The following is a 15,416-nucleotide window of genomic DNA, read 5'->3' on the forward strand; positions in this document are numbered from 1 at the left end:
CTATATTTAGAATTTGGGTAGTTATTTAGCTAAGGGTTCTCTTGGTCAAATTTTATAATGATTTATTTATAAGTTAGCAACTCCTTTTATATTGTATAGAGATGGCTCCGTAAATTTGAACAACACCTATAAGGGCTTTGTTGCATAAATATGTAAGCATCTGATTTAAATAAATTTAATTTTAGATCAAAAAATAATCAAAACTTTTAAAATCATATAGTTATGAAATCTTTGTGCAACAAAGCCCATCAAATTTATTAACAAGATCTTGAATCTGCTTTTTTCTTTCTGCTAAGTTGATCACTTTTAACTCTTAGAGGTACTAAATATCGAGTAAATATACTATAAAATTAATTAGCTTAATCATTTAAATTTTCATAAATTTTAATTAACTCAATAATTAAATTTAATTCATTCGAAATATCTGGTTGTGAAGACTCTTTACTTAAAGCTTTTAGTTTTTCAATAATTAACTTTAAAGAAGCTTTTTTGGTAAATAAGTCAGAAATATTATGCTTACGAATAAAGTCTGAAAGGGCTAAATGAACATAAGGTTTAACTGATTCAATAGATGAATGTCCAGTCCATTCTAATAGTTCTAGAGTAAGAAGTTCAGTATTAGTTAGTAGTTCATTAAGGACTTCTGGATTTTTATTAGAATAATCATTTATTATGCATTTTAGCTGCTCAGTAATAAATCTATGTCTAAACATATGAGCCATAGCATCTCCAGTAACTCCTGAATTTTTTTTCCAGGAATTAATATAAGTTGTTAATGTATCAGGTGATAATGGCTTGCCATTTTTATGATTAATGAAAACATAATCATGATCTTCTATATTTAATTTTTTTATTATAGATGTTCTATATTTTCTTATATATGAATTTAAATTTAATAGAAAAATTCTAGGAACAGGAATATAACGATAAGTATTATCAAATAGCTTCTTCAAATTAAAGATTTTAAGACTTGGTGAGATATCCGTGCTTTTTAAAGCATTTTTTACGTCACTGACTTTTAATAGTAGTACTTCTGATCTGCGTGCTCCAGTTTGTTCTAAGGTTTCAATTAAACATAAGTTACGAATTCTTAATGCTTTATCATTATGATTTCCAATAAATTCTTTTAATGTTTCTATTTTTGAATCGGAGATAGGAAATCTTCTCTTTAGGGGACTTTTATAAGGAAAAGATAGGTGGTCATAAGTCTTGTTCTTATGTTTAGTTCTTAAATTAGCATAATTTGATTTTTTTTCAAAAACATATATAGCATTAAAGCTATCTGTACCTATAAAGTATTGGAGTTTATATATTTTTTGTATAAAAAAAAGGAATTTTATACATTCTCTCCCAATCTTTATAACTTGATTATTTTCCCGCTTTCTTTGATTGGTTTTAGGATCAACTTCAATAATTAAAGAATTAATAAATTCTTTAAATAGATTATCATTAAGGCTAGAGAAAGAAGGTATAGTCTTTTTATTATAGAAGCAGAATTTAACTAAATGATATATATTGTTAGCATATGTTCTTAATGATCCTCCACGATGCTTTTGCGATTTACTTAATTTAACTTGTTCGAGCATGTAGCAATTAGCCTCAAAACAAGGTATCCCATTAGGATAGTAAATCATAGGAATAGAGCCTTTTTTAAAGAACTTAAGCTCCTCATCAATTATAGAGTAATAATTAAAAAGTATAAAATTATCAATCAGTTGTATTGAGTTATTCATGCGGATCTCCTTGGGTGTAACCAAGTAAGATTTCAATTTCTTTATTTTTGATTTTAAAATCTTCAATTAGTTCAGAATTTCCACTTTTGTAAGCATAATCATGAAGTTTAGACATTAGTATTATTACTAATTCGGAAAGTTGTAAGTTTTTAACTTGCAGATTATAAATAACTGTTTGCTCATTTTTTCTAGAATTATTATTTTTTTTGATATTTTCAATTGATCTCTTCGCATTAAGTCTATAATTATTTAACTCTAAATAACCTCCATTAATTAGTTTGTTAGCTTTATTTACATGGGTGTTAATAGATAGAGAAACTATATTTAAATTTTGATCTTCAAATTTTGCAAAATTGATTTTTGACCTAAGGATATTTCTATAATGTCCATTATTATATTTATTTGGATTTTCGATAATATCTTTTAATAGCGAAATTTCATTTTCAAAAGATTTTTTTAAAATTTCAGAATTAAACATGTTATTCACCAGCAATGGTTAAAATTAGTTTGAAATCTCTAATCTTTCTACCATCCTCTGTTAGTTTTGTAAAAAACTCAGGCTTTAAGTCAATTATATTAGTTTCAATGAGTTGTGATATTTTATTCTCGGCATCAATTACATCTTTTAAATAATAAACACATTCCATATGTTTGTATTGTTCAAATGTTTCTACTTCTGATAGAAAAGAAAACTCACTTACTTGATAATGTTCTAAAAGTAAAGGGAATAGTTTTTCAATATTTTCTATATGCTTTTCCCTGTCAATATTTTGAAATTCTTCTATAATTGATCTTGCTTTTATTCCAGCTAAAGTTTCTCCATTAATATTTTCAGTAATATAGTGATATAAATGTTCAGTATCGGTATGACCTAAGAAGTCCCTTAATGCATCTAAACCTTCATAACTTTTAGACCAAAAAAACAACATTGCAAAAAATCGCCTTAATTGATGTTGTCTAATATAAAATCTTCTAAAGTCGTTCTTTTTATACTCAATCACTTTTGAAGAGAAATAATCACAGAAAAGATCTAAATTTTTATTATATTTGGCTATATTTAAATTAGAAATTTTTAAATCTTTTGGACTTATACCTATTAAGAGGGAAGTGTCATTGCTACAAAAATTATTTTTAATTAAAAAATTATTAAATTTTTGAAGTTTGTATATAAAACCCGCTATTGATCTTAAAATTGGTTTGGATAATATTTCTCTATACCTATCTTCGAAAGAGAATCCACTTTTTCTATTTTCAAATAAGATATCAAAATCAATGTCATTATTCTCCAGTGGATCTAAATTTTTAGGTAGTAAACAATATTCATTTTTCATTTCAATGATTTCTGCTTGTCTTCGAGCCATTGTTGCTCCTATTAGAACTTGTAAGCTCGAAATTAGAACATCAAATAAGTTAAAAAGACCTTCATTATTCCTGATTTTATTAATTCTATTTTCTGCCTCGGGCTTAATATTCCATTGCTGTACACCAATATTTCGTAATTTAGTAGTTAAAAATAAATCAATATTAATATTTTTAATTTCATTTTTTTGAATTAATTTTTGATTTTTAATATATATAAAAACTCTTTCTATTGATGTTAGGATTTCATCCATATACTCAATAAGGAATTCAAAGGCATGCTTTATAGATACAAAAACTATATCAGAAGGCAATGTTACGAATCTTCCTAAAGGGGTAAGTTCAACTTGATTGTTAATATCCTTTAAATTAATTTCTCCTATATTTGATACTATATTGCAGCTAGTTAAATAATTTTTTTTATTTATTATTTGTGAGGCTAGTGCAATCTTGCTAAGGTAAAAAGACATAGCTTTAAAACTTAAAGATTCAGACTCCTCATTTCTTACTGGTACTGCTTTATATTCCTTGCTATCACAACAATCTTCGACAAGGTTAAATTCTTCAATAATTGGAAATTTAATTTCATATATAGAAATACAGTTCTTATATAAAAAATCAAAGTAATTTGTTCTTAAACTTATTCCCTTTCTATGAGGATGCTTTTTATAAGCATTATTTTTATATAACCAAAATCGACACTTGTTAATTTGATCTTCATCTAGATTTAAATGTATATTTTGATTTTCTGGCTCTGAATAAGGATACTTTTCTAAAAAATCCCTATATTCTTCTAGATCTATATGCTCAATTTTATCTAGAAGAAAGTTTTGTACTCTTTTAGAGTATTCATATATGCCTTCTTCACATCCATATTTTCCTAATTTTACTAAAATGTCTATGAAAAAAGGTTTATCTAATGCATTTAATTGTCTTTGTTTTAACTTAATTTTTTCTGAATTTAATATTATGCTATCAATTAATATATATACTTGTCTTATGGCTCTATTGATTGTTACCTTGCTTGGATTATTGCCATTGTAGTATTTTGGGTTACCACAATATATAATCCAGTCTTTGAAAAAATTTAATAAATTTTTATGGTCAATTAATTTTGATTCATCATTTATTATAATTTTCTCAAAATTAATTACTTGTGGTTGTTTTGTTAGGTTTAATATCCAAATATTATCAGTATAGGTTGTCTCTTCTGAAAACCAATAAGGCTTTTCATGGCTAAATTTATAAGCATTTATCAGTGGAGATAATGCTTTTTCAATAGCTTTTTCGACTTTGTGATTATATTGCTCTTTATCCAATATGATTTTTTTTAAAACATTAATTTCTTCATTGTTTAAGTTTGTTAAATCTTTTTTATTTTTTTCAATTTTGTCTATTAAATTAAGTGTTTTAGCATCCATTACTTAACTCCTTCTATTGCCTTAAATACTGTTCTTTCTGGCAGAGGGCTTTTCTTAGCCTCTTGATAAATGGCTAAAACATCATCATCTATATATAAGGCTTGATTCCTGTTTTTTAAAGCAAATTCTAACTGTGAAATTATGAAGTGTGCACTTTGATGCCATTTACTTATTATTGTATTTAACTCAACTATATTTTCTTTTTTATCAAAGAAATTAATGATTGCTATTAACCATTGGAGTAAGCCAACAGAGAGGGGAAAAACACCAATAGTATTTTCTTTATCAATATTATTTTTACTATATGGTCGAATTTTTCCTTTTTCTAAAAATTGTGGAATACTTTCTAAGCTATGATTTTTCAGGAATAAATCTAATTCTTCTGGTGTAAAATCTACCGCTTTATATAAATGCTCACTTGTTTTCATGGCTTCATATACAATTGCATTTTGAAAAATTCTTATCCACCTATTACTAAAATAGTTCCATAAGGGTTGGGGAAGATATTTTTTTATTAGCCTAGGCTGGCAATATTCATGACCCAAGGCAGTGCTCATTGCATATATTGATGCAGTTTCGATATAGATTTTTACAGCATTCGATGCTCTAAAACGGGTCAATGAAAGATTGTCTAAAATATTCTTTGCTTGTATTTCATTTCTTATAAGATTATTTTCTTGGTCATAAGAATTTTTGATAAATATTTCTTTATAATACTCTCCATTGGGTTTGGTTGTAGGATTTGGAATTTTTTTGCTTCGTGAGGGTGGAGTAAAAACACTACTAGAAGTTAAAAGCATATATTCATAATTTTTATCATCGTTTTGTTTTAAGTGCTCTCTCCCTATCTTGGTTATTTTAATCAAGCATTCCACTATATATTTTGATTTCTCATTTAAAATAATAGTCTGCCTTGCATTTTTATAACCTTTTCTGCTTTTATAAGATGTAATACACCATTGCCCGTTGATCTCTTCATATCCTGTTCTGACTCCATTTTCATAAAGTTTCCATTCTGTTAACCATGCTTCTGTTATTGCAGGATGTTCATAAATCAACAAAATTAAAAATGGATAAATTGTTTTAAAATCAATTTCAGGTATATAATTTCTTATCAATTTTGTTTTTCTAATTAATCCTAAAAATGACTGATAATGAGATACATTAGGATAGGTAAAAGGGTATTCCCTATAAGTAGCGCAAACATTTTCTATATTATTTAGTCCAACTGATGTAGGATTTTTACTTCCTCTACCTCTTAAAACTACTGTTTCTTCTGGTTTTTTAATTCTTCCTTTGTCAGCAAACTCATTAAAATTTTTATATATATCCATAATTTGTTTAATATGTTGTTCACAACAAGAGACAACATGCTGAATATCTTTAACAATTTCTTCGAAAATTTTTTCTTTAGCTTCTTTTGTGGAATAAGAAATAGGTACTCTTGTAATAAGTTTGTCAGTAAAGACTTCTTCTGCTTCATTTTTTAAGTGTGTATAGTCTCTAAGATTCGATTTTTTAAATACTGGGGCTAGTATTGGGTAATAGGTAGGAGGAAATATTTTTTCTTCAATTAGATCGTTATATAAGCATACAACAGCACTCCATCTTTTTAAAAAGGATTGATGTGATAGTCTTTTCTGTTGAATTTCTAAAATACATATATTTAATATCCTATACATGGTTTCGAAAGCATTTTGGCTATTCATGTAATACATTAATTCTTCTAAATTTTTGAATGCTAGAGTTAGCCTATTTAATAATAATGTTAAATTACCTACATCCCTTTCTAAAGTGACTTTATTTTTTCTCAACCCTATATTAATCATGGCATTATGAATTTTTCTTGTGAATTCTTCGCCATAAAGTGTGTAGCAGTTTGCTAAGTTTAAATAGATGATTTCCTGGTCACTACTTCTAATAGGCCAACCTGAATAGAATAAGAGTCTTTCGTTAGGATCATATGCTAAATAGGATTTTATTAGATCTTGTACATCTGAACTTATCGAATCATTGCTAACTTTGACTTTACTAAGCTCAAGTTTTTTCAATTCAGCTAGTTTAGAGAAAAATTTATAGGCTAAAAAAGAATATAGGTATTTAACCCGAATACTCGTGTCTAATTCTTTATAAATAAAACAGATAAATGATTTATAGTGATTTTCTAAATTTTCATTATTCAATGGCTTAAAGTTAAAATCCTTAATAGGCTTTTTATACTTAATTTCTATAAAAATAGCTAATAGGTCTGAAAAGTAATATGTTTTTCTTTTATATGTTGTACCTAAACTAAGATCAATTATCTGTTTTATCTCATCAGATAAGACATGCTCCAAGGAGTAATGATCAAATTTAAGACTTAACATTCTTACCCTCAACGAATTGATCTTTACATATTGCTATTTTTGATCATATCTTATTCAATTAAAAGTGTAGATATGTAATTAAGTTTTTCATTAAAATAGCTTTTTTATATTTTGATGATAATTCTAATTTAGGGAAACTTGAGGCTCATCTAAAAACAGCACGCCTTTATGTGCCAAAGTAATTTCACCGGGTTTGGGTTGTGACCCGCCACCGACTAGGGCAACTGCAGAAGCTGTATGGTGCGGTGCACGAAATGGCCGCTGTCCAAAAGGATGTTGATGATTGGCCACCGAGTAAATACTCGCCACTTCCAAATTCTCTTGCGTGTTCAAGGGCGGTAAAATACTGGCTAAACGTGAAGCCAATAGGGTTTTCCCTGTTCCTGGCGGTCCTTTAAATAGCAAAGAATGACCACCTGCTGCCGCAATCTCTAAGGCACGTCTCGGACGTAGTTGACCTTTAACATCGGCCAAATCAAATTTGTAATGTTGGGAGGCTTTTAGCGCCGTGGGTTGAAACTGTTGGATGAGATGGTTTTGCGACAGATGCTCACAGACTTGTTTTAAATGTTGCGCTGCAAATACTTGAAAATTGGGCAGTTGAGAGGCTTCTTGCGCATTGGCCTCAGGTAAAATCAGTTGATGTCCAGCTTGCTGGCAGGCAATCGCAATACTTAAAGTACCTGAAATTGGTCGCAGTTGCCCATCAAGTGCCAACTCACCTATAAATTCAAAATTGTCAGTCCCTTGCTCAGGGAGCTGACCAGAGGCAATTAAAATACCCAGTGCAATAGGCAAATCCAGTCGTGAGCTGTCTTTGGGCAGATCTGCGGGCGCAAGGTTGATAGTGAGGCGTTTAGTCGGAAACTGAAAGCCACTATTGATAATGGCGGAGCGTACCCGATCTTTACTTTCCCGAACGGCTGCTTCAGGAAGCCCCACAATGGTTAAAGAGGGTAGTCCTTGGCTCAGATGAACTTCAACTTCAACCGAAGGTGCGTGTAAACCGAGCAAAGCTCGAGTGTAAATTTTGGCAAAAGACATCTTTTGTTCCATTATAGTGCATTATTTTAATTCGTTATGCGTCTTTTGTTGCACCAAACAGGTGCTCATTTTTTGTTCTGAATGCGTAACTCTAAAGCTTCCACTTGTTTCAATAAGTCATTTAAACGCAAATTGGCATTATTCAGTGCAGTACGTTGACGCTCAATTTCATCTTTGGAAACCAAATCCATCTTGGTCACCGCTTCATTCAGCAGTGCGCGTAAATTATGTTCTAAGTCTTGTTTAGGTTGTTCGACTTGTTCCAGTATGGCTTGTAATAAAGTTTCAATCATTTCTATATCCAACAGTTGGAGAAGTGACAGCAGTGTACCATTGCTGCTTCTGACTCTATAGCCTTTCAGATGAAATATGATTTCATCGATTGTAAAAAAATCATAAATCTTCGACTAAAAAACCTGAATTTTGAAGCTCAAAACGCATTTAAATGTATAGAATAGGGTATAAAGAAAACTCATGTCAGACTTTCTTTTCCCCCCAACCTAAGAATTTTTGGCATGAAATTTGAACATAAAACCTTACTGGTGAAATAAGCCGAAGGAAAACAAACATGAAGCTCGTAACTGCAATTGTAAAACCGTTTAAATTGGATGATGTGCGTGAAGCACTGTCTGAAATTGGTGTTCAAGGGATCACGGTAACTGAAGTCAAAGGCTTTGGTCGTCAAAAAGGTCATACTGAACTTTATCGTGGCGCTGAATATGTTGTTGATTTCTTACCAAAAGTAAAAATCGAAATCGCGATCAGTGATGAAATGGTCGACGCGGTGATTGAGTCAATCACACGTGTGGCTAGTACAGGAAAAATTGGCGACGGTAAAATTTTCGTCACAAATTTAGAGCAAGTCATCCGTATCCGTACAGGTGAAACAGGTGCCGATGCCGTTTAATTTGGCATGAAGTTTGCTGAGTAACACATAACTCGCACAAATTAGGTTGGGGGATACGAATGAAAAAGATGCTATTCGCGCTGAGCTTATCTGGCGCACTTTTAGGTGGTTCTGTTGCTTGGGCTGAAGAAGCAGCAACAGCGCCAACTCCATCAGAACAAGTCACAGTGGTTGAAACAACGGATGTGGCTGCTCCAGCGGTACAAGCGGTTGAAGCCGTTGCTGCTCCAGTAGAAGCACCCGCACCTGCAGAAGAAGAACCAACATTAGATACAGGTGATACGGCGTGGATTTTAGTCTCCACAGCACTGGTTTTATTAATGACCATTCCAGGTTTAGCGTTATTCTACGGCGGTATGGTTCGTAAGAAAAATGTCTTAAGCACCATGGCACATAGCTTTGTTGCTGCGGCAGTGGTGAGTATTGCATGGGTCATCATTGGTTATACATTGGCCTTTGGTGAGGGCAATGCCTTTATCGGTGGCTTAGATAAGTTTATGCTGACTGGGATTACCACAGATGCACTCACAGGGACGATTCCTGAAGTTCTATTCGTTATTTTCCAAATGACCTTTGCCATCATTACGGTTGCCATTATTAGTGGTTCAATTGCAGAACGGATGAAATTCGGCGCATTTATCGCTTTCATCTCGATTTGGGTAGTCGTGGTTTATGCACCAATTACTCACTGGGTATGGGGCGGTGGCTGGTTAGCAAATGATGGTGCACTCGACTTTGCTGGCGGTACCGTTGTACACATCAACTCAGGTGTGGCAGGTTTGGTTGCTGCATATATGCTGGGCAAACGTATGGGCTTAGGCCGTGAATCAATGGCTCCACACAACTTGGCATTAACCGTTGTGGGTGCAAGCTTACTGTGGGTTGGTTGGTTTGGTTTCAACGGTGGTTCTGCATTGGGCGCAAACGGCTCAGCAGGTTATGCATTGCTCGTGACGCAAGTAGCAGCAGCAGCAGCGGCAATCTCTTGGTTAATTACTGAAAAAGTTGCACGTGGTAAAGGTTCAGTACTCGGTGCTGCATCTGGTGCGGTTGCTGGTCTGGTAGTGATTACACCAGCAGCAGGCTTTGTGACTGTCGGCGGTGCACTGGCGATGGGTTTAATCGGTGGTGTGGTGTGCTTCTGGGGTATCAGTGCATTGAAACGTGCCTTAAAAGCCGACGACTCTTTAGATGCGTTTGGTTTACATGGTGTGGGTGGTATTGTCGGTGCAATCTTAACGGCATTCTTTGCCAGCGATTTCATCATGGGCGACAAAGCGCCAAGTGATGTGATGCATCAACTTTGGGTTCAAGTTGAAGGGGTATTGGCAACGATCGCATACTCAGCAGTATTAACCTTCATTATCTTAAAAGTGATTGATCTAGTGATTGGAATTCGCGTTGAATCTGATGATGAACGTATGGGTCTAGACTTGAGTCAACATGGCGAACGTGTGGACTAATCAATAGAATAATAAATAAACAGTATAATCAATATATTGTGTGAAACAGCCCGAAAGGGCTGTTTTTTTTCTATATCTAGCGTAAAGCTCTACAAAACACCGAATTTTTGCTACACTCTAAAACCATTCAAATTTGTTCAATTTAACCACTATGCATTGTCCATTTTGCAACGCTGAAGACAGTAAAGTGATCGACTCACGTTTGGCCGCTGAAGGTTGTCAAATTCGTCGTCGTCGTGAATGTATTAGTTGTGGTGAACGATTCACAACCTTTGAAAGTTATGAAGTGGTCATGCCTCGTGTGATCAAGTCGGATGGAAAAAGTGAACCTTTTGATGAAGCAAAATTGCGTCGTTCCTTGATGCATGCTTTACAAAAACGTCCCGTGACGCAAGAGCAAATTGAAACTGTCTTGAGCGATATTCAGCTGCAAATCCGCCGTTTAGGTGAGCGTGATGTGAAATCACGCACCATTGGTGAAATTGTTATGCAATCTTTATTTTCGTTGGATCATGTTGCGTATGTACGTTTTGCATCGGTCTATCAAGACTTTCAGGATGTGGATGCCTTTCGCCACCAAATTGAACAAATGCAACAACGTGAACATTAAGCGAGTTGGCATCCATGTCTGAATTACAGTCTAGTGCTTTACACGCCGACCAAGCTTGGATGAAACAAGCGATTGCTTTAGCACTACAAGGTCAATACAGCACCAAGCCAAATCCAAATGTAGGCTGTGTCATTGTCAAAGATGGGCAGTTGCTAGGGACGGGTTATCACCCTAAAGCGGGTCAGCCCCATGCAGAAGTTTTTGCGATGCGCGAAGCGGGCGAACAGACCCAAGGCGCAACGGCTTATGTCACTTTAGAACCTTGTGCGCATTATGGGCGTACACCGCCGTGTGCCAAAGGTTTGGTCGAGGCAGGTGTGGCACGTGTTGTGATTGCCTGTCCAGACCCCAACCCCTTGGTGGCTGGTAAAGGGGTACAAATTTTAAAAGAAGCAGGCATTGAGGTCGATGTTGGTATTTGCCAAGCCGAAGCGCATCAGTTGAATGCGGGCTTTTTAAAAGCCATGGCTACAGGTATGCCTTATGTGCGTTTAAAAGTTGCTTCTAGTTTAGATGGTCGAACGGCGATGGCTTCGGGTGAGTCAAAATGGATTACAGGCTCAGACGCACGTTTAGATGTTCAGCATTTTCGTGCCATTTCTGGCGTCGTGATCACTGGGATTGAAACTATACTGGCCGATGATCCTCAGCTCAATGTCAGACAGCTTCAGCGTGTTACGGATCTGACAACAGTTGTACAACCAAAACGTCTGGTGTTAGACCGTCAAGGCCGATTGCCTCTGACGGCTCAAATTTTACAGCAGCCTGACACCGTGATGGTGATGGGGCCTTATCGTCAAGCATTGGCTGATTTAGGCGTGCTACAGTTTGCTGTACAGTCTTTAGATCAGTTATTAAAGCAGTTGGTTCAATCGCATCAAATTTACGATGTCATGGTTGAAGCAGGTGCAACGTTATCGACGGCTTTTTTACAAGAGAAGTTGGTCGATGAAATGATTAGTTATGTAGCACCGACCTTATTGGGTCAGTCTGCACGTGCAATGTTCAATGCTGAGTTTTCTCAGATGGCAGAGCAACTCCGCTTTAAGCTCATGGATGTCACACAATTGGGTGATGATGTGCGCTTAACGCTTATCCCTTCTCAAGAGTCATTATGAGTTCAGAGTCTACGGTTTATCATAAACGTCGTCACGCGGCACGTACCACCGATGAATATCTATTTCATCAACTTGTTCCTTATTTGGGGAATAAGCGCCGTCTGTTGCATCTGATTTTAGAGGCACTCGAGAGTACAGGGACTTTAAACCGTGCAGATGGTCGTGCGCCTATTTTTGCTGACTTCTTTGCAGGTTCGGGCGTGGTCTCGCGTTTGGCGCGTCAAAATGGTTATCGCGTGATTGCCAATGACTGGGAACCGTATAGCCATGCGTTGAACCATGCCATCTTGGCTTGTACCGAAGCGCCTGCATTTAAAGAGTTGGGTGGTTATCAAAAAGCCATTGATTATTTAAACCGCTTGCCTGAAGTTAAGGGCTGGGTGACACATAATTTGTGTCCGCGAAATGATGAGATCTATGATCCAAGCCGAGATCGTTTGTTCTTCAAACGTCGCAACGGCATGCGTATCGATGCGATTCGTCAGCAAATTGCCACATGGCAGGCACAAGGGGCAATCGATGATGTGGAGATGTCTGCTTTATTGGCACCGCTGCTGTATTCAGCCAGTTTTGTCAGCAATACTTCCGGCGTCTTTAAGAGCTTCCACCACGGCTGGGGGGGTAAAACCCAAACAGCGTTAGAACGGATTGAATCCTTGCTGTGGTTGACCCCAAGTCGCTTTAGTGAAGTGGGTGATAATAAGCAAAAGAACCCGATGGCTGAAATGTGGTGTGTCGATGCGCAGCATTTGGCAAACCAAATGAGTAGTTTTGAGGTCGATGTAGCCTATCTAGATCCACCCTATAACCAGCATGCTTACAGTAGTAATTATCATGTCTTAAATGCTTTAACCTTATGGGATCAGGTGGATTTGCCGACACCAGACACCAAAGGTTTTAAAAGCGGAATTGACCGTGCGTGGCGTAAAGAGCGTCCGAGTCCTTATAACTCGTCAAAGTATGCCAAAGAGGCATATGAAAAATTACTTTCTACCATCAATGCACGTTACATTCTGACCAGTTATTCAACCGATGGTAATATTGAAGCAGGGGACTTGCTCAAAGCCAATTTGGAGCGAGGTCGCGTGACTTTATTAACGCAGGATGTACCGCGTTATCGCGTGAGTAAACAGCGTCAGTCTGAGCGTGCGCGTGTGTTAGAGTTTATTGTGATCACCGATACCCATGCCAAGTCAGGTCCGCCAATTCGTCAGCTACTGGGGCAGTTGTACCATTATGCCGAATTGGGTGGAGTCGATACATCTGGGGTCACGACACAGTTGGCGCTGTGGTAAAAATATAGAGGTAGAAATAAGACATGTTTACAGGGATCATTGAAAGTCTAGGCACAGTTGAAAGCGTACAAAATGTCGGTGGCGATGTGCGGTTGCGCATTGGTACGGATCTTGATATGTCAGATGTACATTTGGGTGACTCGATTGCCACCAATGGCATTTGCCTCACAGTGATTGACTGGGGTGAGCACTGGTATGCTGCCGATGTCTCACGTGAAAGTTTGAACCGAACCACACTGACCCACTGGAAAGTTGGCCAACGTGTCAATGTGGAAAAGGCGATGTTGCCCACTACACGTTTTGGTGGACACATTGTGTCAGGTCATGTCGATGCTGTGGGTGAAATCACCGTTGTGCGTGAAGATGCACGCTCGCTTTATTTTGAAGTGACTGCGCCAGCCGAGATTGCACGTTACTTGGCAGAAAAAGGCTCGATCACGGTCGATGGGATCAGTTTAACCATTAATCATTTGCGTGGGCGTATTTTAAGCCTCAATTTAATTCCGCATACGGCTGAACGAACCAACATTGGAACGTGGAAGGCAGGCAGTCAAGTGAACCTTGAAGTGGATGTGTTAGCACGCTACATTGAACGTCTGATGATGGGTGACAAAGCTGCGGAAACTCCCCCACAATCTAAAATTAGTTTAGACTTTTTGGCACAAAATGGTTTCTTGAAATAGAAAAATCGTTTAGATTGCAGCAAGAATAGACAAAAGATGAGCTCCCTATTTGCCCAAAATGAGGGAGTTTTTCTTTTGAAATGAATAGGTAAGCAATTGAGTATGATGAAAGATAGTACGCAGTTCATTGCACGGATCGGTGACAATGATTGATTTTTTTCTCCATCTAGAACAATTATTGCCCGTACTGCTTGCAGAATACGGCCTTTGGATTTATGCGATTCTTTTTCTGATTATTTTTGCAGAAACCGGTTTCGTTTTTATGTTCTTTTTGCCGGGTGACAGTTTACTGATTGCCATTGGTGCCCTATGTTCTAGCTCGGATTTAATCCATATCCACACCATGGGTATTTTGATGATGATTGCTGCGGTATTGGGTTATATCGTCAATTATTATACCGGTCAGAAGCTGGGCTTTAAATTTGCCCATCAGCATTCGCGTTGGCTGAAACCCGAATATATGATGAAGACCAATCAATATTTCTTAAAGCATGGTGGTAAAACCATTTTAGTGGCACGTTTTATTCCTTTTGTACGTTCTTTCGCGCCTTTTGCTGCGGGCGCAGGGCATATGAGCTTGGCGACTTTTATGTGGTACAACGTGACCGGTGGCCTGATTTGGATTGGTAGTTTGTTGGCGATTGGTTATGGTGTGGGCAATACCTTATCGTTTATGGTTGATGTGTTGGTTTGAGATCACAGACCACATCAGCCGAGCAAAACAAGGGTGCATAAAAAAACTCACCGAAGTGAGTTTAAGTGGAAGCCAAGGCCAGTTAGGCAGAGTTGGATACCACTTCATCAGAAAAGTCTGAATTTTTCAAAATATAGTCAATTTCTTCTTGAGCCGCGGCTTGCAGCTTACTGCGGTAGCTGGCGACGGACTCTTCAATTAAGGTTTCCGCTTCAAGCTCTAAACGTAAACGGACACTTTCTAACTCAGACAAAATTTGTGAGTCATCAATACCAAATTTACCTTTGGCATAGTCCAGAGCTTGTTCAGGCGTTTTCTCATAGCGTGCGGTGTAACTCGAAATTTCCTGATCGACACTTTGACGCATCACATTTAAAGCTTGGGTTTGCTCATTGAACTGACGGATTTCATCTTTTTTGAGGCTCTCCGCATAAGCTTCCTGTGCTGCGCGTTTGTCTGCCAGTGATTTTTCTAATGCTTGTTGTTTACGAATCCGCGCTTCTTCAATCAGCTGTGCTTTCAGATCAGCATACGCTTGTTCAATTCGTTGGGTCGAGACAGCTTGAGCACGTTGATCTTGTTCAATCCAACTGTGCAAACCTGTTTCAGGTTTGAGTACATCGCAGACGCGACTCAGGTCATCAATAAAGGCCTGACGAACAGCATCAGGTACATTTAACCAGCGCTGTTTAAAATCTGGACCAACATTCAATGCCACTACGC

General features: G+C 36.5%; 13 protein-coding genes and 1 pseudogene. 7 read left to right on the top strand and 7 right to left on the bottom strand.

Going from position 1 to position 15,416, the window contains the following annotated elements:
- Nucleotides 1–359 precede the first annotated feature (359 nt).
- The 6 genes and pseudogenes from AC4CUX_RS08575 to AC4CUX_RS08600 all read right to left on the bottom strand — a co-directional run bounded on the left by AC4CUX_RS08575 (nucleotide 360) and on the right by AC4CUX_RS08600 (nucleotide 8,216).
- Nucleotides 360–1,733, bottom strand: a complete 1,374-nt coding sequence (locus tag AC4CUX_RS08575; protein WP_490792336.1) for a tyrosine-type recombinase/integrase — start codon at nucleotides 1,731–1,733, stop codon at nucleotides 360–362.
- Entirely contained in the window at nucleotides 1,726–2,211 is a 486-nt protein-coding gene (locus AC4CUX_RS08580) for a hypothetical protein (protein ID WP_178904617.1), read from the bottom strand. The genes AC4CUX_RS08575 and AC4CUX_RS08580 overlap by 8 nt, the downstream gene beginning before the upstream one ends.
- Before the next feature lies 1 nt (nucleotide 2,212).
- On the bottom strand, nucleotides 2,213–4,513 hold the full coding sequence (locus tag AC4CUX_RS08585) for a hypothetical protein (protein WP_490792337.1): 2,301 nt from the start codon (nucleotides 4,511–4,513) through the stop codon (nucleotides 2,213–2,215).
- A complete protein-coding gene (locus tag AC4CUX_RS08590; protein WP_221260589.1) occupies nucleotides 4,513–6,879 on the bottom strand; it encodes a hypothetical protein in 2,367 nt (788 codons plus the stop codon). Before AC4CUX_RS08590 ends, AC4CUX_RS08585 begins: the two co-directional genes overlap by 1 nt.
- Nucleotides 6,880–7,023: 144 nt before the next feature.
- Nucleotides 7,024–7,923: pseudogene (locus tag AC4CUX_RS08595) on the bottom strand (YifB family Mg chelatase-like AAA ATPase); the annotation flags it as partial.
- Nucleotides 7,924–7,988: 65 nt separating this feature from the next.
- Nucleotides 7,989–8,216, bottom strand: coding sequence for an accessory factor UbiK family protein (locus AC4CUX_RS08600; protein WP_004692854.1), 228 nt, complete (start codon nucleotides 8,214–8,216; stop codon nucleotides 7,989–7,991).
- A gap of 275 nt (nucleotides 8,217–8,491) precedes the next feature.
- On the opposite strand from AC4CUX_RS08600, the gene glnK reads away from it, so the two are divergent.
- From glnK to AC4CUX_RS08635, 7 genes are all read left to right on the top strand, one after another.
- Nucleotides 8,492–8,830, top strand: coding sequence for a P-II family nitrogen regulator (glnK, locus tag AC4CUX_RS08605; protein ID WP_004281042.1), 339 nt, complete (start codon nucleotides 8,492–8,494; stop codon nucleotides 8,828–8,830).
- Between the two features lie 59 nt (nucleotides 8,831–8,889).
- A complete protein-coding gene (locus tag AC4CUX_RS08610; RefSeq protein WP_010325684.1) occupies nucleotides 8,890–10,293 on the top strand; it encodes an ammonium transporter in 1,404 nt (467 codons plus the stop codon).
- 151 nt (nucleotides 10,294–10,444) lie between these two features.
- Nucleotides 10,445–10,903 (top strand): transcriptional regulator NrdR, encoded by a 459-nt coding sequence (gene nrdR, locus AC4CUX_RS08615; protein WP_004692852.1) that lies wholly within the window; start codon nucleotides 10,445–10,447, stop codon nucleotides 10,901–10,903.
- A 14-nt stretch (nucleotides 10,904–10,917) separates the two neighbouring features.
- Nucleotides 10,918–12,021: a bifunctional diaminohydroxyphosphoribosylaminopyrimidine deaminase/5-amino-6-(5-phosphoribosylamino)uracil reductase RibD gene (gene ribD / locus AC4CUX_RS08620; RefSeq protein ID WP_287166743.1), complete on the top strand. Its 1,104-nt coding sequence runs from the start codon at nucleotides 10,918–10,920 to the stop codon at nucleotides 12,019–12,021.
- Complete coding sequence (locus AC4CUX_RS08625; protein WP_004692850.1) at nucleotides 12,018–13,316, top strand: DNA adenine methylase; 1,299 nt, start codon at nucleotides 12,018–12,020, stop codon at nucleotides 13,314–13,316. The genes ribD and AC4CUX_RS08625 overlap by 4 nt, the downstream gene beginning before the upstream one ends.
- Nucleotides 13,317–13,339: 23 nt before the next feature.
- The gene (locus tag AC4CUX_RS08630) at nucleotides 13,340–13,999 is read left to right on the top strand and encodes a riboflavin synthase (protein WP_176536997.1); all 660 of its coding nucleotides are present in this window, start codon (nucleotides 13,340–13,342) and stop codon (nucleotides 13,997–13,999) included.
- A gap of 145 nt (nucleotides 14,000–14,144) precedes the next feature.
- Nucleotides 14,145–14,693, top strand: a complete 549-nt coding sequence (locus AC4CUX_RS08635) for a VTT domain-containing protein (RefSeq protein WP_004692848.1) — start codon at nucleotides 14,145–14,147, stop codon at nucleotides 14,691–14,693.
- Between the two features lie 82 nt (nucleotides 14,694–14,775).
- Here the strand turns inward: AC4CUX_RS08635 and blhA are convergent, their stop codons facing one another.
- Nucleotides 14,776–15,411, bottom strand: coding sequence for a cell division protein BlhA (blhA, locus tag AC4CUX_RS08640; RefSeq protein ID WP_004978568.1), 636 nt, complete (start codon nucleotides 15,409–15,411; stop codon nucleotides 14,776–14,778).
- Between the last annotated feature and the right edge of the window lie 5 nt (nucleotides 15,412–15,416).

It is taken from the genome of Acinetobacter sp. 231_lipA, assembly GCF_058243005.1.

Coding starts and splice junctions, on each gene's coding strand:
- AC4CUX_RS08575 (WP_490792336.1), bottom strand. CDS start 1,733: ATGAATAACTCAATACAACTGATTGATAATTTTATACTTTTTAATTAT.
- AC4CUX_RS08580 (WP_178904617.1), bottom strand. CDS start 2,211: ATGTTTAATTCTGAAATTTTAAAAAAATCTTTTGAAAATGAAATTTCG.
- AC4CUX_RS08585 (WP_490792337.1), bottom strand. CDS start 4,513: ATGGATGCTAAAACACTTAATTTAATAGACAAAATTGAAAAAAATAAA.
- AC4CUX_RS08590 (WP_221260589.1), bottom strand. CDS start 6,879: ATGTTAAGTCTTAAATTTGATCATTACTCCTTGGAGCATGTCTTATCT.
- AC4CUX_RS08600 (WP_004692854.1), bottom strand. CDS start 8,216: ATGATTGAAACTTTATTACAAGCCATACTGGAACAAGTCGAACAACCT.
- glnK (WP_004281042.1), top strand. CDS start 8,492: ATGAAGCTCGTAACTGCAATTGTAAAACCGTTTAAATTGGATGATGTG.
- AC4CUX_RS08610 (WP_010325684.1), top strand. CDS start 8,890: ATGAAAAAGATGCTATTCGCGCTGAGCTTATCTGGCGCACTTTTAGGT.
- nrdR (WP_004692852.1), top strand. CDS start 10,445: ATGCATTGTCCATTTTGCAACGCTGAAGACAGTAAAGTGATCGACTCA.
- ribD (WP_287166743.1), top strand. CDS start 10,918: ATGTCTGAATTACAGTCTAGTGCTTTACACGCCGACCAAGCTTGGATG.
- AC4CUX_RS08625 (WP_004692850.1), top strand. CDS start 12,018: ATGAGTTCAGAGTCTACGGTTTATCATAAACGTCGTCACGCGGCACGT.
- AC4CUX_RS08630 (WP_176536997.1), top strand. CDS start 13,340: ATGTTTACAGGGATCATTGAAAGTCTAGGCACAGTTGAAAGCGTACAA.
- AC4CUX_RS08635 (WP_004692848.1), top strand. CDS start 14,145: ATGATTGATTTTTTTCTCCATCTAGAACAATTATTGCCCGTACTGCTT.